The following is a 25,306-nucleotide window of genomic DNA, read 5'->3' as shown; positions in this document are numbered from 1 at the left end:
GTGGCTGCGCGTTGTAATATTTTCTGCTGATTTTAACCTTTCATTAAAGATTGTTTCACTTTCGTTGTGCCGGATTTGCTTTATCACATAGAGCAAATACGCATAAAAATTTGTTAAATGCCGTTTTTTTATTACAGCTATAGTTTCAAACCCTGGCTAAAGTTATTCTTGCAATGCTTTTATATAGCGAGCAATGCTGGCCGGGAGAGAGTCCTCTTTTCTTACACCGCGCCGATAAAAAATATGCACATTTATTGCATATCTTTCAGTGTGACAACTTTTGTTCGTTTGTTAACGAACTTTCAGAAGGAAAGAGATATGACCGGCTTAAATAAAAAATGGCTATCGGGTCTGGTTGCGGGTGCTCTGATGGCTGTCTCTGTCGGCACGCTCGCGGCTGAACAAAAAACACTCCACATTTATAACTGGTCTGATTATATCGCCCCGGATACGGTGGCAAATTTTGAAAAAGAGACCGGTATCAAAGTCGTCTACGATGTTTTTGATTCCAACGAAGTGCTGGAAGGCAAATTAATGGCGGGGAGCACCGGCTTTGATCTTGTCGTTCCATCAGCCAGCTTTCTTGAACGCCAGTTGACTGCCGGTGTGTTCCAGCCGCTGGATAAAAGCAAATTGCCAGAATGGAAGAATCTCGATCCAGAACTGTTGAAACTGGTGGCAAAACACGATCCCGGCAATAAATTTGCCATGCCATATATGTGGGCGACGACTGGCATTGGCTATAACGTCGATAAAGTTAAAGCGGTACTGGGTGAAAATGCGCCTGTCGATAGCTGGGACTTGATCCTCAAACCTGAAAATCTGGAAAAACTGAAAAGCTGCGGCGTCTCTTTCCTCGATGCGCCGGAAGAAGTTTTTGCTACCGTGCTGAATTATCTCGGCAAAGATCCGAACAGTACCAAAGCAGATGATTACACCGGACCGGCTACCGACTTACTGTTGAAACTGCGCCCGAATATTCGCTATTTCCACTCCTCTCAGTACATAAACGATCTGGCAAACGGTGATATCTGCGTCGCTATCGGCTGGGCGGGTGATGTCTGGCAGGCGTCAAACCGTGCGAAGGAAGCGAAGAATGGCGTAAATGTCTCTTTCTCGATTCCGAAAGAAGGGGCGATGGCATTCTTTGATGTATTCGCCATGCCTGCCGACGCCAAAAATAAAGACGAAGCGTATCAGTTCCTGAATTACCTGCTACGCCCGGATGTAGTAGCGCATATCTCCGACCATGTGTTCTATGCCAACGCCAACAAAGAAGCGACGCCGCTGGTAAGCGCGGAAGTGCGTGATAACCCGGGGATTTATCCTCCGGCAGACGTTCGCGGCAAAATGTTCACACTGCAAGTGCAGGACCCGAAAATTGACCGAGTGCGCACCCGCGCCTGGACTAAAGTGAAGAGCGGAAAATAATCCGCAGCCGTAGATGCCGGACGGGCGCGCCAGTCCCTCCGGCAATTTGCACCATCATGGTGCGCTTGCACACCTTAAATGCCGGAGAGCAGCCGTGAATGACGCTATCCCTCGCCCACAGGCGAAAAGTCGGAAGTCGCTGACACCACTATTAGAAATCCGCAATTTGACCAAATCTTACGATGGTCAACATGCGGTCGATGATGTCAGTCTGACCATTTATAAAGGCGAAATCTTTGCACTGCTGGGCGCATCTGGCTGTGGTAAGTCCACACTGCTGCGTATGCTGGCAGGTTTCGAACAGCCTTCTGCCGGGCAGATTATGCTTGATGGCGTTGATTTGTCACAGGTGCCGCCTTATCTGCGCCCCATCAATATGATGTTCCAGTCCTATGCGCTGTTTCCGCATATGTCCGTGGAACAGAACATCGCCTTTGGCCTGAAACAGGACAAGTTACCAAAAGCGGAAATTGCCAGCCGGGTCAACGAGATGCTCGGGTTGGTGCATATGCAGGAGTTCGCCAAACGCAAACCGCATCAACTTTCCGGCGGTCAACGCCAGCGTGTGGCGCTGGCCCGAAGCCTTGCCAAGCGCCCAAAACTTCTGCTGCTTGATGAACCGATGGGCGCGCTGGATAAAAAACTACGTGACCGGATGCAGCTTGAAGTGGTGGATATTCTCGAGCGTGTCGGCGTGACCTGTGTGATGGTCACCCACGATCAGGAAGAGGCGATGACCATGGCGGGGCGTATTGCCATTATGAATCGCGGTAAATTTGTCCAGATTGGCGAGCCGGAAGAAATTTATGAGCACCCGACCACCCGCTACAGCGCCGAGTTTATTGGTTCAGTTAACGTCTTTGAAGGGCTGCTAAAAGAGCGCCAGGAAGACGGACTATTGCTCTATTCGCCGGGGCTGGTGCATCCGTTGAAAGTCGATCCGCAGGCGTCAGTGGTCGATAACGTGCCGGTGCATGTGGCGCTGCGTCCGGAAAAAATCATGCTCTGTGACGAACCGCCTACTGATGGCTGCAATTTTGCGGTGGGAGAGGTGACACATATTGCCTATCTCGGTGATTTGTCTGTTTATCATGTTCGCCTGAAAAGCGGGCAGATGATCAGCGCTCAGTTACAAAACGCCCATCGTCATCGTAAAGGGCTGCCGACCTGGGGCGATGAAGTCCGTTTATGTTGGGAAGTGGACAGTTGTGTGGTGCTGACGGTTTAAGGAGCAAAGATGAGTACACTTGAACCTCCTGTCCAGCCGGGCGGGTTGAAACTGTGGCTTACGCAGTGGCAGATGAAGCACGGGCGTAAACTGGTGATTGCGCTGCCGTATATCTGGTTGATTTTGCTGTTTCTGCTGCCATTTCTTATCGTCTTTAAAATAAGTCTGGCAGAGATGGCGCGCGCCATTCCCCCTTACACCGAACTGATGGAATGGGCGGATGGGCAACTGTCGATCACCCTCAACCTTGGTAATTTCCTGCAGCTAACCGACGATCCGCTCTATTTCGATGCTTATCTCCAGTCGTTACAGGTAGCGGCGATTTCGACCGTTTGTTGCTTATTGCTCGGCTACCCGCTGGCGTGGGCGGTGGCGCACAGTAAGCCTTCAACCCGTAATATCTTATTGCTGCTGGTGATCCTGCCGTCGTGGACTTCGTTTTTGATCCGCGTTTACGCCTGGATGGGGATCCTGAAAAACAACGGTGTATTGAATAATTTCCTGCTGTGGCTGGGCGTTATCGATCAACCGCTGACCATTCTGCATACCAATCTGGCAGTTTATATCGGCATTGTTTACGCCTATGTGCCGTTTATGGTGTTGCCGATCTACACCGCGTTAACCCGCATCGATTATTCGCTGGTAGAGGCGGCACTGGATCTCGGCGCGCGACCGCTGAAAACGTTCTTCACCGTCATTGTGCCACTGACCAAAGGCGGGATTATCGCCGGATCGATGTTGGTTTTCATTCCGGCGGTTGGTGAGTTTGTGATCCCGGAACTGCTCGGCGGCCCGGACAGTATTATGATCGGACGCGTCCTGTGGCAGGAGTTCTTCAATAACCGCGACTGGCCGGTGGCCTCAGCGGTGGCGATCATCATGTTATTGCTGCTGATTGTGCCAATTATGTGGTTCCACAAATATCAGCAAAAAAGCGTGGGGGAGCACGGATGAATAATTTACCGGTCGTTCGTTCTCCCTGGCGGATTGTGATTTTGCTGCTGGGTTTCACCTTTCTCTATGCGCCGATGCTGATGCTGGTTATCTATTCGTTTAACAGTTCGAAACTGGTGACGGTGTGGGCCGGTTGGTCAACGCGCTGGTACGGCGAATTATTGCGTGACGATGCGATGATGAGTGCGGTCGGGTTAAGTCTGACTATTGCCGCCTGTGCGGCGACCGCGGCGGCGATCCTCGGGACTATTGCGGCGGTCGTGCTGGTACGGTTTGGACGGTTTCGTGGCTCAAATGGCTTTGCCTTTATGATCACCGCGCCGCTTGTCATGCCGGATGTGATAACTGGTCTGTCGTTGTTGTTATTGTTCGTTGCCCTTGCTCATGCCATTGGCTGGCCAGCCGATCGCGGCATGTTGACTATCTGGCTGGCGCACGTAACTTTCTGTACGGCGTATGTGGCGGTCGTTATTTCTTCACGTTTGCGGGAACTGGATCGCTCGATAGAAGAAGCGGCGATGGATCTCGGTGCGATGCCGCTGAAAGTATTTTTCGTGATTACGCTGCCGATGATCATGCCGGCAATCATTTCTGGTTGGTTGCTTGCTTTTACTCTGTCGCTCGATGACCTGGTGATTGCCAGTTTTGTTTCCGGACCCGGTGCCACCACATTGCCGATGTTGGTTTTTTCCAGCGTGCGGATGGGGGTGAATCCGGAGATTAACGCCCTGGCGACGTTGATCCTCGGGGCGGTAGGAATTATCGGATTTATCGCCTGGTATTTAATGGCGCGTGCAGAAAAGCAGCGGATACGCGATATCCAGCGTGCAAGACGTGGCTGAAGACACTAAAATTTGCCAACCTGGCTACATAATGCCGCGCATGTCGCGGCATTGTTTTCATGGAAGACGAAACGTTGGGATTTTTTAAGAAAACATCTTCATCACATGCTCGCCTGAATGTGCCTGCGCTGGTGCAGGTGGCGGCGCTCGCCATTATTATGATCCGTGGTCTCGACGTGCTGATGATTTTCAATACGCTGGGCGTTCACGGTATTGGCGAATTCATTCATCGTAGCGTACAAACCTGGAGTTTAACGCTGGTCTTTTTAAGCAGCCTGGCGCTGGTTTTTATTGAAATCTGGTGTGCGTTTTCGCTGGTGAAAGGCTGTAGCTGGGCGCGCTGGCTGTATCTGCTGACACAAATTACGGCTGCCAGTTATCTGTGGGCGGCTTCACTCGGTTATGGTTATCCTGAGCTGTTCAGCATTCCCGGTGAATCAAAACGCGAAATCCTCCATAGCCTGATGCTGCAGAAGCTGCCGGATATGCTCATCCTGTTGTTGCTATTCGTTCCCGCTACCAGTCGGCGGTTCTTCCAGTTGCAATAATGTGTATAATCGTCGCCCCTGATGATGTGAAGGTCAATGTATGCAGTGCGCACTTTACGACGCGGGTCGCTGTCGTTCCTGTCAGTGGATAACGCAGCCGATTCCAGAGCAACTCTCCGCTAAAACCGCCGATCTTAAAAATCTGCTGACCGATTTTCCGGTTGCGGAGTGGTGCGCGCCGGTGTCTGGCCCCGAACAAGGGTTTCGTAATAAAGCCAAAATGGTGGTGAGTGGCAGCGTTGAAAAGCCACTGCTCGGAATGCTACACCGCGACGGCACGCCGGAAGATCTTTGCGACTGTCCGCTTTATCCTGCCTCATTTGCGCCCGTTTTTGCGGCGCTAAAACCGTTTATTGCCCGCGCCGGGCTGACGCCGTACAACGTGGCGCGTAAGCGTGGCGAACTGAAATACATTCTGCTGACTGAAAGCCAGACTGATGGCGGCATGATGCTGCGTTTTGTGCTGCGCTCGGAAACCAAGCTGGCGCAACTGCGTAAGGCGCTACCGTGGCTACAGGCACAACTGCCGCAGCTCAACGTCATTACCGTCAATATTCAGCCAGTACATATGGCGATTATGGAAGGGGAGACGGAGATCTACCTGACCGAACAACAGGCGCTGGCAGAGCGTTTTAATAACGTACCGTTGTGGATCCGTCCGCAAAGTTTCTTCCAGACCAATCCGGCAGTTGCCAGCCAGCTTTATGCCACCGCGCGCGATTGGGTGCAGCAACTACCGGTAAACCATATGTGGGATCTGTTTTGCGGTGTTGGCGGTTTTGGTTTGCATTGTGCGACGCCAGAAATGCAGTTAACGGGGATTGAAATTGCACCAGAAGCGATTGCTTGTGCGAAACAGTCTGCTGCTGAGCTGGGCTTAACGCGTTTGCAATTTCAGGCGCTGGACTCCACTCAGTTTGCCACCGCGCAAGGCGAAGTGCCGGAACTGGTGCTGGTTAATCCACCGCGTCGCGGCATTGGAAAGCCACTGTGTGACTATCTCTCAACGATGGCACCGCGTTTTATTATTTACTCCAGTTGTAACGCTCAAACGATGGCGAAAGATATTCGCGAACTGCCTGGTTATCGCATTGAGCGGGTACAGCTTTTCGATATGTTCCCGCACACCGCGCATTATGAAGTGCTGACGCTGTTGGTGAAGCAATAAAAAAGCCGCGGCTGCGGCTTCAGATTGTTGACCAGATGCGCTTTGTTCATGCCGGATGCGGGGTGAACACCTTATGCAACCTACAAAATCTTGCGAAATCAATATATTGTAGAGTCAATGTAGGCCAGATAAACGTAGCGCATCAGGCCATCTTACTTTTGTCATCAGTCTCAATTACTGCGGGAACCATTGATCACTGATTTTCTGATACGTACCGTCGGCTTTAACGGCTGCCAGTGCGTTATTCAGTTTCTCCAGCAGAGCTTTGTTATCCGGACGAACAGCGATGCCCAGGCCGGTGCCGAAGTACTGCGGATCGGTCACTTTCTCAGTCGCAACGCCCAGTTGTGGATTGGTTTTCAGCCATTCATTAACTACCGCTGTGTCACCAAATACACCATCGATACGGCCATTTTTCAGGTCGATAAATGCATTCTGATAGCTGTCATAAGAGACGGTTTTCACTTCCGGATGCTGATCCTGAATATATTTCTGGTGGGTGGTGCCGTTTTCCATACCAATACGTTTACCTTTCAAATCGGCAAAAGTCTTATAGGTATCTTTTTTGGCAATCACGACGGCAGAGTTTTCGTAGTATGGCGTGGTAAAGGCCACCTGTTTGCTGCGCTCTGGTGTAATGTCCATCCCGGAAATCACGGCGTCATATTTCCTGAATTTTAGTGACGGGATCAGGCTGTCGAAAGCGTGATTAGTAAAAGTACATTCTGCCTGCATTTGTTTGCATAACGCTTTTGCCAGATCGATATCAAAGCCGACGATCTCATTATTAGCACCTATAGATTCAAAGGGGGGATAGGTAGCTGATACGCCAAAATTGATTTTCTCTGCGGCAGAAGCGCCGAAAGTAAAGGAAGCAAGTAATGCGGCAAGAACTAACTTTTTCATGATGGAACTCCCGTCTGTCAATCTTATGTTTATTGGCCGTGTCTGCGGCATGGGTTAACAATGCCATTAAGTGAATTTATATGCAATAAATATGATTAAATAATTCAGAATAGATAAAAAAAGACGGACAACTTAGTGGGTTGTCCGTCTTCATTATAAGGATTTATGCAATATGTGGGTTCTGTGCTGGTGTCTGATGCGATGCTTGCGCGTCTTATCAGACCTACAAATTATCCTGCGAATGTAGGCCGGATAAGGCGTTCACGCCGCATCCGGCATTAGCACGTTATCAATGCAGTCACATTAATTCCGACGCTCGAACGCCAGCGCTTTACGCTCGATCAGGCGCATCATCAACGTCAGCAGGCCGTTAACGATCAGGTAAATAATTCCCGCCGCGCCAAACACCATCACATCGTAGGTGCGTCCGTACAGCAACTGGCTGTATCCCATCACTTCCATCAGCGTAATGGTGTAAGCCAGCGAGGTACTTTTAAACACCAGCACCACTTCGTTGGAATAAGAAGAGAGCGAGCGTTTAAATGCATACGGCAGCAGGATCGCCAGCGTATCTTTTTTACTCATCCCCAGGGCGCTACAGGATTGCCACTGACCTTCCGGGATCGCACGAATTGCTCCGTAAAACAGTTGCGTGGTATACGCGGCACTATTCAGCGACAACGCAATCAGTGCACACAACCACGGTTCCGACAGCAAATGCCACAGCGCCGGATACTCCTGCAACGTCGGGAACTGGCCCGGTCCGTAGTAAATCAGGAAGATCTGCACCAGCAGCGGCGTACCGGTAAACAGCGTGATGTAACCCCGCACCAGCCACACCAGCACCGGTGTTTTCAGCGTCAGGACGATGGTAAAAATTAACGCCAGAATCAGCGCCACAATCAGCGAGGCGACCGTCAGCGTCAGGCTGGTATGCAGCCCTTTCATCAGTTCAGGTAAATACTCAAGCATCAGCCAGGTCTCCGCTCAAAACGTGTCGCGCGCAGATCAATGCGTTTGAGAATGTACTGGCTCAACAGGGTAATCACCAGGTAAATCGCCGCCGCCACAATGTACCAGGTAAATGGTTCCTGGGTACGGGTGGCTATGCTTTTGGTTTGCAGCATTAAATCATTCACACTAATCAAACTGACCAGCGCGGTATCTTTCAGCAGTACCAACCACTGGTTGCCGAGACCAGGCAGCGCATGACGCCACATCTGCGGCATCACCAGACGGAAAAATATAGCCGATTTCGACAGCCCCAGCGCCTGACCAGACTCCCACTGACCCACCGGCACCGCTTTCAGTGCACCGCGCAGGGTTTGCGAGGCATAGGCAGCATACAGCAGGGACAGGGCGATCACCCCGCAGAGGAACGGGCTAACGTCGAAGTTCTCTATGTCCATCTGCACCGGGATCTGTACGAACCCAAGGTTGATGGTGAAGCCATCCGAAAGTGTCAGTAGTAGCTGCGAAGAACCAAAATAGATAAACAGCACTACCAGAATTTCTGGCAGGCCGCGCAGAATCGTTACCAGCGCCGAACCTGCCCACGCGACAGGACGCCATTTTGCTGACTCCCACACCGCGAAGAACATCGCCAGCGCCAGACCGACAATCAATGCACAAACGGCAAGGCCGACGGTCATCCCGGCGGCGCTTGCTAAAGGAAAAAATTCATTCATCAGGAATTACTTCTGGAACCATTTGTTGTAGATGGTTTCGTAAGTGCCATCTTTCTTCACTTTTTCCAGCGCAGCGTTGAATTTCTGCTGCAGTTCAGTGTTGCCCTGACGTACCGCAATACCGAGGCCAGTACCGAAGTAATCTTTATCGGTCACTTTGTCGCCAACTGGTGCCAGTTTGGGATTATTGTTCAGCCATTCGGTTACCACTGCGGTGTCACCGAATACGCCGTCAATACGGCCATTTTGTAGATCCAGTTTCGCGTTCTGGTAGCTGTCATATGGAACAGTGGTGATTTCCGGATGTTTATCCATAATGAATTTCTGGTGCGTCGTCCCGTTCTGCACGCCGACTTTTTTGCCTTTCAGTTGATCAACGCTGGTGTATTTGCCTTGCTGACCAACAAACAGTGCAGAGTTGTCATAGTACGGGGTGGTGAACAGTACCTGTTTTTCACGCTCAGGAGTGATATCCATACCCGCCATAACGGCGTCCACACGACGGAATTTCAGACTCGGGATCAGGCTGTCAAACGCCTGGTTAGAGAAAGTACAAGTCGCATCGATCTCTTTGCACAACGCCTGCGCCAGGTCAACGTCAAACCCGACGATCTGGTTATTCGCATCCATCGATTCAAACGGAGGATAGGATGCTTCGGTAGCAAAACGAATGGTTTCAGCGGCTGTGGCGGAAAGACTAAAACCTGCAATTAACGCGGCAATCAGAACTTTTTTCATTGTCGTTATCCCGAATCTTAGTGAGAGAGATAGTTTTTAAATGCTTCGGTTTGCGGCTCGGTAAAACAGCTCGCGTCGCCTTGCTCTACGATGTGACCGTTTTCCATATACACCACACGGCTGGCGGTTTTACGCGCGACTTCAACTTCGTGGGTGACGATCACCTGGGTAATGTTGGTTTCCGCCAGTTCACGAATGATACTGACGATTTGCGCTGTAATTTCCGGGTCCAGTGCGGCGGTCGGCTCATCAAACAGCAACACCTGCGGTTCCATCATCAGCGCTCGGGCGATAGCAACACGTTGTTGCTGGCCACCAGAAAGGTGCAGTGGATAACGATCGCTATAAGGTTTGAGACGCAGACGTTCCAGCAGTTTTTCTGCACGAGCCAGCGCCTGATCTTTACTCAAGCCGAGTACGCGGCAGGGTGCTTCGATCAAGTTTTGCTGCACGGTGAGATGCGGCCACAGATTGTATTGCTGAAACACCATGCCAACGTTACGACGCAGGTCGCGAATCGCTTTGTCAGACGGTGTTTTGGTGAAATCGAAATGATTGCCTGCAATGTTGAGCGTACCGGAGCGCGGCATCTCAAGCAGATTGAGTACACGCAGCAGCGAGCTTTTCCCCGCGCCGCTGGGGCCAAGTAACACCAGCGTTTCGCCCTGCGGGCAATCCAGCGTGATATCGAACAGCGCCTGATGTGCGCCGTAGAAGCAATTAATGCCGTTTAATTGAATACTCATTGACACTCGTATACTGGCAGTCTGATAGCTATTGAGGTCGAAGATAGTACCTTTGACAGAATAATTATGCAATATTTCTGCTTTAAAAGTTAAAAGCAAAGCACATTATTCACTAAACATAGCACAAAATAACGAGGGTGATGGGCGGCGAGCATAAATGTCGGCATTCCTCGCAGAATGCCGGACAATTTATGGGGGTTATAATCTGATCAAGGGATTAACGGTTCTCAACGGACTGACGTAATGTTCCCGCTTTGGCGTGAACGCTGCCACCTAAATAGCGCACATCATCGATAACCCAACATTGCCCCTCCTGAATCATCAATACTTCATCCTGCCAGCTCTGATCGCCTTGTTTCAGATCTACGCGCAGCGGAATATTGCGCGCATCGCGATTCGGGATGGTCGACGCGCTGGCGACTCGGGCGCTATCAGGCAAGGTAGTACGGCTGGAGAACGGATCGCTGCTTAACAATTCGCGATGGTTGTTATCGCGGTTGGCATCGCTGAGCAGTGCCGCCAGTTTATCGCTCAAATACGGGCGCAGAGCGGTAATGTCGTTACTGCGATGCTGAATACGGTAGTCATAGAATTGCTGAGCCACGCTGTCAGGGCCGCCCTGGACGCAAGAACCTGTGCGAGTGCCATTGTCTTTATAGGCTGGCGTAACGGTGGTACAAGCACTGAGTAACAGTGCGCAAGGGATAAGCATGGTCAATTTGCTGTAGCGCATAATGATTTCCTTATAAGCGAACACCTTGAAAGCGTTCTACGATAATAATGATATCCTTTCAATAATAGCGTATCAGTCCGATAATGCTTTTGAGATCGAAGGCTTAGCAAACAAGGAGATCGGTCATGCAATTTTCCACAACCCCAACACTTGAAGGTCAGACCATCGTTGAATATTGCGGTGTGGTGACGGGCGAAGCGATTTTAGGTGCCAATATTTTTCGCGATTTCTTTGCGGGCATCCGCGATATCGTCGGCGGACGCTCCGGGGCTTACGAAAAAGAACTGCGTAAAGCACGGGAGATTGCGTTTGAAGAGTTAGGCGATCAGGCACGGGCGCTGGGTGCTGACGCAGTGGTCGGCATTGATATCGACTATGAAACGGTCGGGCAAAACGGCAGTATGCTGATGGTCAGCGTCAGCGGAACAGCGGTGAAAACGCGTCGATGAGAAGAATCTTCTGGCTGGTTGCTGCGGTTCTGTTACTGGCAGGGTGCGCAGGAGAAAAAGGAATTGTTGAGAAGGAGGGATACCAGCTCGATACCCGACGTCAGGCACAGGCAGCGTATCCTCGTATCAAAGTGTTGGTGATCCATTACACTGCAGATGACTTCGATTCTTCGCTGGCGACACTGACCGATAAGCAGGTCAGCTCGCATTATCTGGTGCCTGCCGTGCCGCCGCGTTACAACGGCAAACCACGTATCTGGCAACTGGTGCCGGAACAGGAACTGGCCTGGCATGCGGGGATCAGCGCCTGGCGCGGAGCAACACGAATTAACGACACCTCTATTGGTATTGAGTTGGAAAATCGTGGCTGGCAAAAATCGGCGGGGGTGAAATATTTTGCGCCGTTTGAACCGGCGCAGATTCAGGCGCTCATTCCACTGGCGAAAGAGATTATCGCCCGCTATCACATCAAACCAGAGAATGTGGTGGCACATGCGGATATAGCCCCACAGCGCAAGGACGATCCTGGCCCGTTATTTCCGTGGCAGCAACTGGCGCAGCAGGGGATTGGTGCCTGGCCGGATGCATCGCGCGTTAGCTTTTATCTGGCCGGACGCGCACCACACACGCCGGTAGAAACAGCATCGTTACTGGAGCTTTTGGCGCGCTACGGCTATGACGTAAAACCTGAAATGACGCCGCGCGAGCAGCAGCGAGTCATTATGGCGTTTCAGATGCACTTCCGCCCGACGTTATATAACGGCGAAGCGGATGCAGAAACTCAGGCGATTGCCGAAGCCCTACTGGAGAAATACGGCCAGGACTAGCGCGGCAGTTTTCCGTGGTCGCGCAGCCAGGCAGCAGTTTGCTCGATACCTTCATCCAGCGAGATGACCGGCTGATACCCCAGCTCCTCCTGTGCTCGCGTAATATCCAGCGTAAAGTCAAAATTCAACTTGGAGACGCCGTAATGGGTTAGCGGCGGCTCTTTTGCTGACTTGCGTCCTAAACGCTCCATACTGCGGGCAATCATATCCAGCATCGGGTAAGGCACCGAACGGATACGGCAATCAATATTCAGTTCGTCGATCAATTTCTGCACGATACTGCGCAGAGTGCGATGTTCGCCGTTGGTAATGTTATACGCACGACCAGAAGGCAGTTTATCGCACGCTTCCTGGCTCGCCAGCCACATAGCGTGCACCGCATTTTCATAGTAAGTCATATCGACCAGTGCGCTGCCGCCGTGGGGTAACAGGATGCTGCCGTAGTGGTGCATCATATGCGCCAGACGGGGAATAAAGACTTTATCGTGCGGCCCAAACAGGCTTTGTGGGCGCAGAATGGTAAAGCGCGTTTGTGGATTTGTCTGCGAAAGCATATTGATGACCTCTTCACTGGCGGCTTTGCTGCGGGCAAATTCGTTGGCGAAGCGGTGCGGACGAAAATCTTCTTTGATGTCGCGGTGGTGGTGGTAGTCGAAGTACAGTGACGGTGAAGAGATATGAATAAAATTACGTACGCCCCAGGCGACGGCCCATTCGCCCAGGCGGCGAGTGGCGCGAACGTTTGCCAGATCGAAAGCCTGCTGCGTTCCCCACGGCGAGGTAAAGCTGGAACAGTGCCACAGCGTATCAATGCCTGCGAGCATTACTTTTGCCTGCGATGAGACCAGTTCAGTCAGATCCGCCTGGACAAACTCTGCGCCTATTTTCTCCAGCAATTTACCCATCGCTTCATTGCGACCGGTCGCTCTTACGCTGATGCCTTTTCGGCATAAAAATTCAACCGCGTTTCGACCTAAGCCGCTGGTGGCGCCGGTAACCAGTACCTTCATATCATTCCACTGTTGTTGATAAAAACGACGTGCGCATTCTTCCGTGATTTCATCCTTGATGCAATGGGAAACATGAAAGAATAACGCAGGTTTTTTTCGATTAATCTGTGCTTTGTTCTGCCAGTCTGGCGATTCGTTTTGCCATCCCGCGAAAAATAAACAGATGTGCGGGGATCATGAACAGCCAGTAAAACAGCCCTGGCATCCCGTGCGGGTGCCAGAAAGCGCGGACATCAATAGTGCGATAGTCGCCTTTATCTTCGAGAGTAAAACAAAGTCGCCCAAGTCCTGGCGCTTTCATACCAAACAATAAGGTAAGCTGTTTTTCAGGCTCGACGACAATCACTTTCCAGCTATCCACCGCATCGCCGGTTTGCAAATATTCTCGCTCGGGGCGACCTTTCGCCAGTTTGTGACCTATTGCGCGGTCCATCAACGCCCGGGTCTGCCACAAAATATTGCCAAAGAAGTAACGTTCTTTACCGCCGATTTGATTCACTACCCGCCATAAAGCCTGAAGGCTGGCGGAGGTTTTAACGGTATAACCCGCCTGTTTGGCGAAATAACCGTATTCTGGTCGCCAGCGGGCAAAGGCCTGAGTGTCATATCCCCAGTCGCTGGAGTTGGCGAGCTTTTCTTCCTCTCTCAACGTGCGACGCACAGCGTCATCAAAAGCGATCAGCGGTTGTGGAATGAGCGCGCGTAAGGTGGTGTCATCCGCCAGCAGATCGTGTTTCAGTCCCTGAATCAACGCACTTGCGGTGGTGGACGGTACGGAGGTAATCACATTGAGAAACCACACCGAAATCCAGCGGGTGGGGAAAGGGATGGGGATTAACCCGCGGTGTTTGCCGCTCACGCTCATAAAATGTTCAAACTGCTGTTGATAGCTGAGCACCTGTGGTCCGGCGGCTTCGAATACCCGATGTTCGCAGGCCGGATGGTCTAACAGCGCCACCAGATAGTGCAGCAGGTTTTCCAGCGCGATGGGTGTGGTACGTGAACGAACCCAGCGCGGTGGTGTTAGCACTGGCAGGTTGTAAACCATATCGCGCATGACTTCGAACGCCGCTGACCCGGCTCCGACGATAATTCCGGCACGCAATTCAGTAACAGGCACATCGGCTTCACGCAAAATATCCGCCGTGGCCTGACGGGCGCGCAGATGATCCGATTGCTCATGGGGCGGAGCCTGCAATGAACTAAGAAAGATGACTTGCTTAACCGGCACTTCACGCAGCGCATCACGGACGTTGAGAGCAACCTGGCGTTCCTGAGCGATAAAATCACCGCCTTCGCCCATGCTGTGCACCAGAAAATAGACGGTATCAACATCTTTTAACAAGGCTGTAAGGTTGTCCGGCCAGCTAAGATCGACTTTATGGCAACTGACATTAGCCAGTTGTAGCTTTGTAAGCCTGTCGACATGACGTGCCGCCGCCAGGATCTGATGCCCTTGCTGGTTGAGTGTGCGCACCAGATGCTGACCAATGTAGCCACTGGCACCGAGAACTAAAATGCGTTGCGGCACGTCTCGCTCCTTAACGCGTCAGGAAAGCGCGCCAGTGGGCGGCGACTTCAGCCAGTTGTTCACGCGAGACGTCGAGATGTGTTACCAGGCGAACAATCGGTGAGGCGTTAATCAGCACGTTTCTCGCTTTCATGTATTCACCCAACGCAGCAGCATTTTCTTCCCCGACGTGAACAAACAGCATATTGGTGTCCTGGCGCATCACATCAGCGCCCGCTTCACGCAGTTGCTCTGCCATCCAGGCGGCATTGTCGTGGTCTTCCTGTAAACGCGCGACGTTATTTTTCAGCGCATACATCCCGGCGGCCGCCAGGATCCCGGACTGACGCATCCCGCCACCGGTCATTTTCCGCCAGCGGATGGCTCGTTTAATGTAATCACGATTGCCTACCAGTAGCGAACCTACCGGCGTACCAAGACCTTTCGACAGACATATGGTGAACGAATCACAATATTGCGTGATCGCTTTCAGTTCGCAGCCATAAGCCACCACGGCGTTAAAGATGCGAGCGCCGTCAACGTGCAGCGCCAGATTGCGCTCGCGGGTAAATTCCCATGCCTGTTTCAGGTATTCACGCGGTAGTACTTTGCCGTTGTGGGTGTTTTCCAGACTAAGCAATTTTGTGCGGGCGAAGTGGATATCGTCAGGTTTGATTTTCATCGCCACTTTATCCAATGGCAGCGTGCCGTCGGTAGCCGCATCGATGGGTTGCGGCTGAATGCTGCCCAGCACCGCAGCACCACCGGCTTCAAACAAATAGTTATGTGCTGCCTGACCGACAATATACTCTTCGCCGCGTTCGCAGTGACTGAGCAGAGCGACCAGGTTGGCCTGGGTGCCGGTAGGCAGAAAAATGGCGGCTTCTTTACCGGAAAGCTCTGCCGCGTAGTCCTGCAGAGCATTAACGGTAGGGTCGTCTCCATAAACGTCGTCCCCAACCGGGGCGGCCATCATCGCTTCTAGCATGGTGCGGCTCGGTCGGGTAACGGTATCACTGCGTAAATCAATCATGGCATGTCCTTATTATGACGGGAAATGCCACCCTTTTTACCTTAGCCAGTTTGTTTTCGCCAGTTCGATCACTTCATCACCGCGTCCGCTAATGATCGCCCGCAACATATACAGGCTAAAACCTTTGGCCTGTTCGAGTTTAATCTGCGGTGGGATAGCTAACTCTTCTTTCGCGACGACCACATCCACCAGTACAGGACCGTCGATGGAGAAGGCGCGTTGCAGGGCTTCGTCGATTTCAGCGGCTTTCTCTACGCGGATGCCCGTAATACCGCACGCTTCGGCAATGCGGGCAAAGTTGGTGTCGTGCAGTTCAGTGCCATCTGTCAGGTAACCACCAGCTTTCATCTCCATCGCCACAAAGCCCAGCACGCTGTTGTTAAAGACGATGATTTTCACCGGTAGTTTCATCTGTACCACCGAGAGGAAATCGCCCATTAACATACTAAAACCGCCATCACCGCACATGGCGACTACCTGACGTTCTGGCTCGGTTGCCTGCGCGCCCAGCGCCTGTGGCATGGCGTTAGCCATCGAACCGTGGTTAAACGAACCTAACAAGCGACGCTTACCGTTCATTTTCAGATAACGCGCAGCCCATACCGTTGGTGTGCCGACGTCACAGGTAAAGATGGCATCATCGGCAGCAAAATGGCTAATTTGCTGAGCCAGATATTGCGGGTGAATCGCTTTCTCGCTCGGTTTGGCTAAATCGTCCAGCCCTTTACGGGCATCGCGGTAATCTTCCAGCGCTTTATCCAGGAACTTGCGATCGGTTTTTTCTTCCAGCAATGGCAGAAGTGCTCGCAGGGTTGATTTGATATCGCCCACCAGCGCCATATCCACCTTGCTGTGTGCGCCAATGCTGGCAGGATTGACATCGATCTGAATAATTTTGGCATCGGTCGGGTAGAACGCGCGGTAGGGGAATTGGGTGCCGAGCAGCACTAAAGTGTCGGCATTCATCATGGTATGAAAGCCCGATGAGAAACCGATTAAGCCGGTCATTCCGACATCATACGGATTATCGTATTCGACATGTTCTTTACCACGCAGAGCATGGATGATTGGCGCTTTAATTTTCCCGGCAAACTCTACTAACTCTTTATGCGCGCCCGCGCAGCCGCTGCCGCACATCAGTGCAATATTTCTGGAGTAACGCAGTAGTTGCGCCAGCTTGCGTAACTCTTCTTCTTCCAGCGTCACTATTGGCAGTGGCGCGTGATACCAGTGGGTGGTTGCCCCTTCTGGCGCAGGTTTTAACGCCACATCGCCCGGTAAAACGACCACCGAAACGCCACGGTTAAGCACCGCTTTGCGCATGGCGATCGCCAGTACTTGCGGGATCTGCTCCGGGCTGGAAACCAGCTCGCAATAGTGACTACATTCGCGGAATAACTCTTGCGGGTGGGTCTCCTGAAAATAACCGCTACCAATTTCGCTGGAAGGAATATGGGCGGCAATCGCCAGTACCGGAACGTGATTACGATGACAGTCGAACAGGCCGTTGATTAAGTGCAGGTTGCCTGGCCCACACGATCCGGCGCAGACCGCCAGTTCTCCTGAAAGCTGGGCTTCAGCGCCAGCGGCAAAGGCCGCGACTTCTTCATGGCGGGTGGACATCCACTCGATAGTGCCCATACGATTAAGGCTGTCGCTGAGGCCGTTAAGCGAGTCGCCCGTCACTCCCCAGATACGTTTCACCCCAGCCGATTCGAGCGTTTTAGCGATATAAGTTGCAACCGTTTGTTTCATGGTTTTCCGTCTCCTGAATGTGATAACGGTTACAAGTTTAGTTCATCTGACGGAGAGGGAAGGGATGGGAGAAAAAGGAGACACTAACAGTTAAATTGCCCGATGACAGGAATATCATCGGGCATAATGCGATTACGCGAGAACCATATCTCCCTGCGGATGGCAGGAACAGGCCAGCACGTAACCCTCAGCGATTTCGGCGTCAGTCAGCGTCATGGTGCTGCTCACCGTGTATTCGCCAGAAATTACTTTTGTTTTACAGCAGCCGCAAACACCCGCACGACAGGCGGCGACGACCGGAACTTTATTGCTTTCCAGCGCCTCCAGCAGCGTGGTGCCAACCGGGGCATAAAATTCTTGTGCCGGTTGTAATTTGGTGAATTTCAGACCACTGGTCGCAGCGTCCGCCACCGGCGTGAAGAACTTCTCTTTAAAGAAGCGTGTTACGCCAAGTGCTTTCACTTCCTGTTCCACCCAATCCATATACGGAGCCGGGCCACAGGTCATCACGGTACGCGAAGCCAGGTCAGGAACGCTTTCCAGCAGTTCGCGAGTCAGGCGACCAGCGATAAAGCCCTCGCTGACGTTATTTTCTGCCACCAGCGTCACCGGATAGTTGCGCCATTCGTCGGCAAAAATGACATCCTGCGGTGTGCGCACGTTGTAGATCACCTGTACATCGGCCTGCGGACGATTTTTCGCCAGCCAGCGACGCATCGACATAATTGGTGTGACACCGCAGCCTGCTGCCAGTAACAGGAATTTCTCTTCTGTTTTATCGTCGCAGGTAAATTCCCCCATCGCATCCGAAAGCCAGAGATAGTCACCGCGTTTCACCTCGCGAGTCAGCCACTGGGAGCCGACACCGTCATCAATCCGCCGCACGGTCAGGGTGATGTATTCACTCACGCCTGGCGTGGAGGAAATGGTATACGCACGCAGCGTTTCTGCTGAGTTACGCACGCTGACCAGCGCATATTGCCCGGCGCGATACGGATAGTAATCGTGGCAAATCAGGGAAAGCGTCCACACATCCGGTGTTTCTTGCTTAATGTGATGAACCTGCATCCGCCACGGGCATTGATTCGTTGGCATCGTCATCGATAAACTCCTTACGCGCTCAACAGTTGCTTCATGTCTTCTTCAACAGTGGTGATAGAACGCAGGCCGAATTTCTCATTCAGCACCGCCAGCAGGTCTGGGGTCAGGAAGCCTGGTGCAGTCGGGCCGGTGACGATATTTTTCACGCCCAGAGAAAGCAGCGTCAGCAGAATAACAATTGCCTTCTGTTCAAACCAGGAGAGTACCAGCGAGAGTGGCAGATCGTTGACACCGCAACCCAGTTTTTCTGCCAGGGTGACAGCCAGAATAATCGCTGAGTATGCATCGTTACACTGGCCGGCATCCACCAGACGCGGCAGACCTTCGATATTGCCAAACTCAAGTTTGTTAAAGCGATATTTACCGCAGGCGAGCGTCAGGATCAGGCAGTCATCCGGCACGCTGGTAGCGAAATCGGTGAAATAGTGACGTTCACCACGGGCACCGTCACAGCCGCCAAGCAGGAAGATATGACGCAGTTTTTCACGGCTCACCAGATCAATCAGCGTATCGGCTGCGCCAAGCAGCGTCTGACGACCAAAACCTACGGTGATCAGATGCGGAATTTCGCTGTACGGGAAGCCCGCCATTTGTTGCGCCTGGGCGATGACCGCAGAGAAATCCTCACCATCCAGATGACGCACGCCCGGCCAGCCAACAATGCTGCGGGTCCAGATACGATCGTCATAAGCGCCGACGGTTGGGTCGATGATGCAGTTAGAGGTCATCACGATAGGGCCAGGGAAGCGAGCGAACTCAACTTGTTGATTCTGCCAGCCACTGCCGTAGTTACCGACCAGATGCTTGAATTTACGCAGCTCCGGGTAGCCGTGAGCAGGCAACATTTCGCCGTGGGTGTAGACGTTAACGCCCGTGCCTTCGGTCTGTTCCAGCAGGTTATAGAGATCTTTGAGATCGTGACCGGAAATCAGAATGCATTTACCCGCTGTAGCTTTGACGTTGACCTGAGTCGGTGTCGGATGACCGTATTTACCGGTTTCGCCTGCATCCAGAATGCTCATCACTTTGAAATTCATCTGGCCGATTTCCATGGAACACTCGAGAAGTGCGTTCATATCGGAAGGCCAGGTTCCCAGCCATGCCATGATTTTATGGTACTGGGCGTAAATATCGTTGTCGTACTGACCGAGAACGTGAGCGTGTTCCATATAGGCCGCCGCACCTTTCAGACCATACAGGCAGAGCAGACGCAGGCCGAGAATATTTTCGCCAATCGTTGCTTTATCTTTATTTGGCGTAAATTCCGCCGCCTGACGTTGCAGTTCACCGAGATCATCGCTCACCAGTTGCAAGTCAGCCATCGGGTTATCGACGCGGGCGTTTGCATCTACTGCCAGGCATTGTGCTTTCAGCGCCTCACGCAGGGCAATCGCTTCACGGGCGTAGCCGACAATACGAGGAGAATCGAAGTTAACGTTAGTCAGCGTTGAGAAAAATGCACGCGGCGCGAAGCTGTCTACGTCGTGGTTGATGATGCCGTATTCACGTGCTTTTACCGCCCAGGCAGAAAGCCCTTGCAGCGCCGCAATCAGTAAGTCCTGAAGGTCAGAGGTTTCCGCCGTTTTACCACACATCCCCTGCGCGTATGAGCAGCCGTTTCCTGCCGGAGTACGGATAGTTTGTTCACATTGCACACAAAACATGATCACACCTTTAAAGTTATATTTAATATACATGTTTAAGGTTAAGACGCTTAACGCGGGGATAAAAGGGATTTTTGTTGCAACTTTAAGGGAGATTGATTTAGCGCAATTTTGGCGGCAGGGTTCTACCGCCAGAGAGGTATTACGCGGAGAAAAGGGCGATCAGAATGGGCACCAGCAGGCTAAGAATAAAACCGTGAACAATCGCCGCCGGGACCATCTCCAGACCACCTGTACGCTGAAGAACGGGCAGGGTGAAATCCATCGATGTGGCACCGCACAAACCCAGCGCCGTTGAGCGACTGCGACGGATAAGGCCGGGGATTAGCATGATGGCGATCAGCTCTCGTGCCAGATCATTAAAAAACGCTGCGCTACCGATTACCGGGCCAAAAGATTCGGTCAACAATATACCGGAAAGAGAATACCAGCCGAAACCGGAGGCTATTGCCAGCGCGGTGTTGATAGGGAGATCAAGAATAAAGGCGTTAATTAAACCGCCAATTAATGAACTGGCAACCACTACCACAGCGACAATCATTCCCCGGCGATTAAGGACAATCTGCTTTAAGGTCATGCCATTATTGCGTAGCTGAATACCGACGAGGAAAAGTAACAGAATTAACGTGTATTCGCTGGCTTCAGTGGCGTGTTGTAAGAAACCTAATCCGCTAAGGCCAATGGCAAAACCAATCACTACTACGCCGCACAGTTTTAGCGACTCCAGTGCCATCGTAATACGTGACGGTAATTTCTCTTGCTGGTGGTGATTACGCCATGGCAAACCACGCTCCAGCCACAGCAAGGCGACAATATTGCATAGCAAAATAACGGTAATACTGACGGCGGAATAATGCAGGATCGCCAGCAAATTACTGGCAAGATTATCAAGGAACGCCAGGCTAATACCCATAAAAAAGAGAATGAGATAGACCATCCAGCTTAATAACTGATTAATGCGTTTTAACGCAGCTTTTTGGCGAAGCGGAATGAGGTAACCCACAATGAGTGGCACCAGAATGATTAACAGCCCAGAAAACATGAAAACTCAGCCCTTGCAAAGAAGAAATCGAAATGCGCGATGACACACTACTGAAAGCGGAAGGATGAGTAAAGTTGCAATTAAAAGGAAACGTTATGCAAATGAGAAGGCCTGACATTGCGTCAGGCCTTCTGTGTTAATTAATCGCGTTTTTCCAGCAGTGTCCGGTAAATCAGACCACCAATAATACCGCCGACAATGGGCACTACCCAGAAGAACCACAGTTGTTCTAACGCCCAGCCACCCTGGAAGATAGCAACCGCAGTGCTGCGCGCCGGGTTAACGGAGGTGTTAGTGACCGGAATACTGATTAAGTGAATCAGCGTTAATGCCAGACCAATGGCAATCGGCGCAAAACCCGCCGGCGCGAATTTGTCGGTCGCACCGTGGATCACCAACAAGAAACCAGCGCTCAATACCAGTTCAACAACCAATGCAGAAAGCATGGAATAGCCGCCAGGTGAATGCTCACCATAACCGTTAGACGCAAAACCGCTGGCCGCCGCGTCAAATCCGGCTTTACCGCTGGCGATTAAATACAGCAGTGCCGCCGCAACAATACCGCCAACAACCTGGGCAATGACGTAGCCAACGACTTCTTTTGCCGGGAAACGACCGCCAGCCCATAAACCAATAGTGACTGCCGGGTTAAAATGACCACCAGAAATATGACCAACAGCGAAGGCCATGGTCAGTACTGTCAGACCAAACGCCAGCGCGACACCAGCAAAGCCAATACCTAATTCCGGAAATGTCGCCGCCAGCACAGCGCTACCGCAGCCACCAAATACAAGCCAGAAAGTACCAAAACATTCTGCTGCTAATTTTCTGAACATATCCACCTCAATTAAAAATTGACCCTGTGAAAAATATGGTCGTTTTATAGGGTCGTCGTAAAAAAGTGACGACAGAAATAATGCGTGGGTATTTTAAAAACGAAGCTGAGTCATTCGCCAGATAAATAAATCCAGTAATTTTGATTTAGAACAAATGAGGGTTCCCCCATATAGTCATTTGCCTGATTGACAGTGTAGTGCAAACCACGAAATTAAACCTTTGGGGGTAATAAAAATAATACACAAGATTAATCATTTGATTTTATTGTTTTTTGGGGGAAATCAGTGAGAGGGCGTCTGACACAATTATTCGCTCATTTTTCAGACATTTGCCATGCTTAAGTGTGATGTCATCACGTATTCCTGGGGGCTTTCCCGTTATACTGCCGGAGTAAAGGATAAGTAACATATTTCTGGAGGGGATATGATTCTTGAGCGCGTTGAAATTGTGGGCTTTCGTGGTATCAACCGACTATCGTTGATGCTGGAACAAAACAACGTCCTGATTGGGGAGAACGCGTGGGGTAAATCCAGTTTGCTGGATGCGCTAACCCTACTGCTATCGCCAGAATCAGATCTCTACCATTTTGAACGCGACGATTTCTGGTTTCCGCCGGGCGATATCAATGGCCGGGAACACCATCTGCATATCATTCTGACCTTTCGTGAATCGCTGCCAGGGCGGCATCGTGTTCGCCGTTATCGCCCACTTGAAACATGCTGGACGCCGTGCGTCGATGGTTATCACCGCATTTTTTATCGTCTGGAAGGGGAGTGTGCGGAAGATGGCAGCGTGATGACGCTGCGCAGTTTTCTTGATAAAGACGGGCATCCGATTGAGGTTGATGATATTAACGATCAGGCGCGTCATCTGGTGCGGTTGATGCCTGTTCTGCGCTTGCGTGATGCCCGCTTTATGCGCCGTATTCGCAACGGAACTGTACCAAATGTGCCCAATGTGGAAGTTACCGCGCGCCAGTTGGATTTTCTTGCCCGTGAATTATCCTCACATCCACAAAATCTTACTGACGGACAGATTCGTCAGGGGCTTTCGGCAATGGTGCAACTGCTTGAGCATTATTTTTCGGAGCAGGGAGCCGGGCAGGCGAGATACCGCTTAATGCGGCGGCGGGCCAGCAATGAGCAACGGAGCTGGCGTTATCTGGATATCATCAACCGGATGATTGACCGGCCTGGAGGTCGTTCGTATCGGGTTATTTTGCTTGGGCTATTTGCGACTTTGCTACAGGCAAAAGGCACATTGCGGCTGGATAAAGACGCGCGTCCGTTATTGTTGATAGAAGATCCGGAAACGCGCCTGCATCCGATTATGCTTTCAGTCGCCTGGCATCTGTTGAACCTTCTGCCATTGCAGCGTATTGCTACCACCAACTCTGGCGAGCTGCTTTCGTTAACGCCGGTAGAGCATGTTTGCCGTCTGGTGCGTGAATCTTCTCGCGTTGCCGCATGGCGTCTGGGGCCGAGTGGCTTGAGTACCGAAGATAGCCGACGCATATCCTTTCACATTCGTTTTAACCGTCCGTCATCGCTGTTTGCCCGTTGTTGGTTGCTGGTGGAAGGGGAAACAGAAACCTGGGTTATTAACGAACTGGCGCGCCAGTGTGGGCATCATTTTGATGCTGAAGGGATCAAGGTCATTGAATTTGCCCAGTCAGGATTAAAACCGCTGGTTAAATTTGCCCGCCGGATGGGGATTGAGTGGCATGTGCTGGTCGATGGCGATGAAGCCGGGAAGAAGTATGCCGCTACGGTGCGCAGCCTGTTGAATAACGATCGGGAAGCTGAACGAGAGCATTTAACGGCATTACCGGCGCTGGATATGGAGCATTTTATGTATCGCCAGGGATTTTCCGATGTATTCCATCGCGTGGCGCAAATCCCGGAAAATGTACCGATGAATCTGCGCAAAATCATCTCGAAGGCGATCCATCGCTCTTCCAAACCTGATCTCGCCATTGAGGTTGCAATGGAGGCCGGACGCCGTGGTGTGGAGTCCGTACCGGCATTGCTGAAAAAAATGTTCTCGCGCGTGCTGTGGCTGGCGCGCGGTCGGGCAGATTAACCGCGAAACATCGTTGCCATCTGTGGCTGAATAGCGTCGAGCATCTCATAGCGGCGACGGTATTCAGCTCGTTTTTTACTGGCTATTTCAGCAACTTCTTTTCGTACTATCTGACCAGGAAGTCGGTAATGCCGTTCGGCATCGCATTCGCCGCCAACCGACTCCCAGAACGCGTTATAGTCCGCATGGATTTTTCCTTCTTTATCGCGATAGCGCAGGCTGCGATAAATATGCGTTTCATTGCTGACGGCAATAATCTGCTCAACCTGTAAGCGTTGGGCAAAGAGACAGACCGCTTCCATCACCAGACGTTTTGGAAACAGACCGTGGCAGGCTTTCGTCGCATTCTGGATTTCCTGGTGCGGAATTTCCCATTTCGCGCCTTGCAGTCCACCAATAAACAGCGTTCTTTTTCCCAGGTACTCACACAGAGTGAAGGTGATCTCTGCCAGAGGGATGCCCTCGCTGTTACGGAACAGGATCGTGCTGTCACCTTCTTTATCCATTGAGATCATCATGGTCAGTTCAAGCGTGAACTGCTCGCCGTTTTTTCCTTCCAGCTTCGCCAGTTGCAGCCCGGGGGTATTCAAATATAAGCTGAATTCTTCCGCCGACATGCAGGCACGCAGCAATGCATAATGGTAACGTAACGCCTCCAGTAATTGTTTGCGGTTAAGATTGGCGGCAAGGTAAGGGCGATGCAGACGAACAGGCAGTCGCGGCTGGCGTGTTAACAGCGTATTGAGGTTCGGCCAGTGGGATAGTTCGTTCATCCACTCAACGCTTAAACGCGGCATAATCAAAGAGCGCAGCAAAAATTTCTGGCGAAAGCTACGGCGATGCCAGAATTTACCTGGTCGCCACTGGCCACCAGCCAGACTAAGGAAAAGAGACATGCTGCTAAGAGATTCAGATGGCGTAAAAGCCCGTTCAGTAAGTTGTGACATATTCACAAAATCAATGATTATACATAGCGTCGATTTCACCATCGGAAATCTTAACCAAACATCAATA

General features: G+C 51.6%; 24 protein-coding genes. 9 read left to right on the top strand and 15 right to left on the bottom strand.

Annotation, left to right across the window (positions count from 1 at the left end; genetic code table 11):
• Positions 1–318: 318 nt before the first annotated feature.
• The 6 genes from potF (at position 319) to rlmC (ending at position 6,171) form a co-directional block, all read left to right on the top strand.
• Positions 319–1,431, top strand: coding sequence for a spermidine/putrescine ABC transporter substrate-binding protein PotF (gene potF / locus C0K55_RS06290; RefSeq protein ID WP_000147250.1), 1,113 nt, complete (start codon positions 319–321; stop codon positions 1,429–1,431).
• 94 nt (positions 1,432–1,525) lie between these two features.
• The gene (potG, locus tag C0K55_RS06285; RefSeq protein WP_000995979.1) at positions 1,526–2,659 is read left to right on the top strand and encodes a putrescine ABC transporter ATP-binding subunit PotG; all 1,134 of its coding nucleotides are present in this window, start codon (positions 1,526–1,528) and stop codon (positions 2,657–2,659) included.
• 9 nt (positions 2,660–2,668) lie between these two features.
• Positions 2,669–3,613 carry a putrescine ABC transporter permease PotH gene (gene potH, locus C0K55_RS06280; RefSeq protein WP_001516075.1) on the top strand — a complete coding sequence of 315 codons (945 nt, stop codon included), beginning with the start codon at positions 2,669–2,671 and terminating at the stop codon, positions 3,611–3,613.
• On the top strand, positions 3,610–4,455 hold the full coding sequence (gene potI, locus C0K55_RS06275) for a putrescine ABC transporter permease PotI (protein WP_001516076.1): 846 nt from the start codon (positions 3,610–3,612) through the stop codon (positions 4,453–4,455). The genes potH and potI overlap by 4 nt, the downstream gene beginning before the upstream one ends.
• 59 nt (positions 4,456–4,514) lie before the next feature.
• Positions 4,515–5,003, top strand: coding sequence for a YbjO family protein (locus C0K55_RS06270; protein WP_000389253.1), 489 nt, complete (start codon positions 4,515–4,517; stop codon positions 5,001–5,003).
• Positions 5,004–5,043: 40 nt separating this feature from the next.
• Complete coding sequence (gene rlmC / locus C0K55_RS06265; RefSeq protein ID WP_001149757.1) at positions 5,044–6,171, top strand: 23S rRNA (uracil(747)-C(5))-methyltransferase RlmC; 1,128 nt, start codon at positions 5,044–5,046, stop codon at positions 6,169–6,171.
• A 174-nt stretch (positions 6,172–6,345) separates the two neighbouring features.
• Here rlmC and artJ read toward each other — a convergent pair whose 3' ends face one another.
• The 6 genes from artJ to C0K55_RS06235 all read right to left on the bottom strand — a co-directional run bounded on the left by artJ (position 6,346) and on the right by C0K55_RS06235 (position 10,982).
• Positions 6,346–7,077 carry an arginine ABC transporter substrate-binding protein ArtJ gene (gene artJ, locus C0K55_RS06260; RefSeq protein WP_001516078.1) on the bottom strand — a complete coding sequence of 244 codons (732 nt, stop codon included), beginning with the start codon at positions 7,075–7,077 and terminating at the stop codon, positions 6,346–6,348.
• 303 nt (positions 7,078–7,380) lie between these two features.
• Positions 7,381–8,049 carry an arginine ABC transporter permease ArtM gene (artM, locus tag C0K55_RS06255; protein ID WP_000895404.1) on the bottom strand — a complete coding sequence of 223 codons (669 nt, stop codon included), beginning with the start codon at positions 8,047–8,049 and terminating at the stop codon, positions 7,381–7,383.
• Positions 8,049–8,765: an arginine ABC transporter permease ArtQ gene (gene artQ, locus C0K55_RS06250; protein WP_001001690.1), complete on the bottom strand. Its 717-nt coding sequence runs from the start codon at positions 8,763–8,765 to the stop codon at positions 8,049–8,051. The genes artM and artQ overlap by 1 nt, the downstream gene beginning before the upstream one ends.
• Positions 8,766–8,771: 6 nt before the next feature.
• Positions 8,772–9,503: an arginine ABC transporter substrate-binding protein ArtI gene (artI, locus tag C0K55_RS06245; RefSeq protein WP_000756581.1), complete on the bottom strand. Its 732-nt coding sequence runs from the start codon at positions 9,501–9,503 to the stop codon at positions 8,772–8,774.
• Between the two features lie 17 nt (positions 9,504–9,520).
• Entirely contained in the window at positions 9,521–10,249 is a 729-nt protein-coding gene (gene artP, locus C0K55_RS06240) for an arginine ABC transporter ATP-binding protein ArtP (RefSeq protein ID WP_000027205.1), read from the bottom strand.
• A 217-nt stretch (positions 10,250–10,466) separates the two neighbouring features.
• Entirely contained in the window at positions 10,467–10,982 is a 516-nt protein-coding gene (locus C0K55_RS06235; RefSeq protein ID WP_001516079.1) for a lipoprotein, read from the bottom strand.
• A 125-nt stretch (positions 10,983–11,107) separates the two neighbouring features.
• On the opposite strand from C0K55_RS06235, the gene C0K55_RS06230 reads away from it, so the two are divergent.
• Together C0K55_RS06230 and amiD are read left to right on the top strand one after the other, a co-directional pair.
• Positions 11,108–11,431, top strand: coding sequence for a heavy metal-binding domain-containing protein (locus tag C0K55_RS06230; protein WP_001160731.1), 324 nt, complete (start codon positions 11,108–11,110; stop codon positions 11,429–11,431).
• Positions 11,428–12,258 carry an N-acetylmuramoyl-L-alanine amidase AmiD gene (amiD, locus tag C0K55_RS06225; RefSeq protein WP_001516080.1) on the top strand — a complete coding sequence of 277 codons (831 nt, stop codon included), beginning with the start codon at positions 11,428–11,430 and terminating at the stop codon, positions 12,256–12,258. The genes C0K55_RS06230 and amiD overlap by 4 nt, the downstream gene beginning before the upstream one ends.
• Here the strand turns inward: amiD and C0K55_RS06220 are convergent.
• From C0K55_RS06220 to aqpZ, 8 genes are all read right to left on the bottom strand, one after another.
• The gene (locus C0K55_RS06220) at positions 12,255–13,268 is read right to left on the bottom strand and encodes an NAD-dependent epimerase/dehydratase family protein (protein ID WP_000866894.1); all 1,014 of its coding nucleotides are present in this window, start codon (positions 13,266–13,268) and stop codon (positions 12,255–12,257) included. The genes amiD and C0K55_RS06220 overlap by 4 nt on opposite strands.
• A gap of 100 nt (positions 13,269–13,368) precedes the next feature.
• Positions 13,369–14,799 carry an SDR family oxidoreductase gene (locus C0K55_RS06215; protein WP_001516081.1) on the bottom strand — a complete coding sequence of 477 codons (1,431 nt, stop codon included), beginning with the start codon at positions 14,797–14,799 and terminating at the stop codon, positions 13,369–13,371.
• A 10-nt stretch (positions 14,800–14,809) separates the two neighbouring features.
• Positions 14,810–15,811 carry a low-specificity L-threonine aldolase gene (ltaE, locus tag C0K55_RS06210; RefSeq protein ID WP_105266427.1) on the bottom strand — a complete coding sequence of 334 codons (1,002 nt, stop codon included), beginning with the start codon at positions 15,809–15,811 and terminating at the stop codon, positions 14,810–14,812.
• A 36-nt stretch (positions 15,812–15,847) separates the two neighbouring features.
• On the bottom strand, positions 15,848–17,566 hold the full coding sequence (gene poxB / locus C0K55_RS06205; protein WP_105266426.1) for a ubiquinone-dependent pyruvate dehydrogenase: 1,719 nt from the start codon (positions 17,564–17,566) through the stop codon (positions 15,848–15,850).
• A gap of 132 nt (positions 17,567–17,698) precedes the next feature.
• Positions 17,699–18,667 carry an NADH oxidoreductase gene (gene hcr / locus C0K55_RS06200; RefSeq protein ID WP_001516083.1) on the bottom strand — a complete coding sequence of 323 codons (969 nt, stop codon included), beginning with the start codon at positions 18,665–18,667 and terminating at the stop codon, positions 17,699–17,701.
• Positions 18,668–18,678: 11 nt separating this feature from the next.
• Positions 18,679–20,331, bottom strand: coding sequence for a hydroxylamine reductase (hcp, locus tag C0K55_RS06195; protein WP_000458827.1), 1,653 nt, complete (start codon positions 20,329–20,331; stop codon positions 18,679–18,681).
• Between the two features lie 142 nt (positions 20,332–20,473).
• Positions 20,474–21,373, bottom strand: a complete 900-nt coding sequence (gene lysO / locus C0K55_RS06190; RefSeq protein WP_105266425.1) for an L-lysine exporter LysO — start codon at positions 21,371–21,373, stop codon at positions 20,474–20,476.
• A 140-nt stretch (positions 21,374–21,513) separates the two neighbouring features.
• Positions 21,514–22,209 carry an aquaporin Z gene (gene aqpZ, locus C0K55_RS06185; RefSeq protein WP_001516085.1) on the bottom strand — a complete coding sequence of 232 codons (696 nt, stop codon included), beginning with the start codon at positions 22,207–22,209 and terminating at the stop codon, positions 21,514–21,516.
• Positions 22,210–22,633: 424 nt separating this feature from the next.
• Between aqpZ and C0K55_RS06180 the strand changes: the two genes are divergently transcribed.
• Positions 22,634–24,292 (top strand): ATP-dependent endonuclease, encoded by a 1,659-nt coding sequence (locus tag C0K55_RS06180; RefSeq protein ID WP_000599821.1) that lies wholly within the window; start codon positions 22,634–22,636, stop codon positions 24,290–24,292.
• Here C0K55_RS06180 and C0K55_RS06175 read toward each other — a convergent pair.
• Positions 24,289–25,239, bottom strand: coding sequence for a VirK/YbjX family protein (locus tag C0K55_RS06175; RefSeq protein ID WP_143403315.1), 951 nt, complete (start codon positions 25,237–25,239; stop codon positions 24,289–24,291). The genes C0K55_RS06180 and C0K55_RS06175 overlap by 4 nt on opposite strands.
• Positions 25,240–25,306: the final 67 nt, after the last annotated feature.

It is taken from the genome of Escherichia sp. MOD1-EC6098 (assembly GCF_002965865.1).
Classification (GTDB): Bacteria; Pseudomonadota; Gammaproteobacteria; order Enterobacterales; family Enterobacteriaceae; genus Escherichia; species Escherichia marmotae.
Note: the sequence above shows the minus strand (reverse complement) of the source record. Positions and strands in the feature narration are given on the sequence as shown.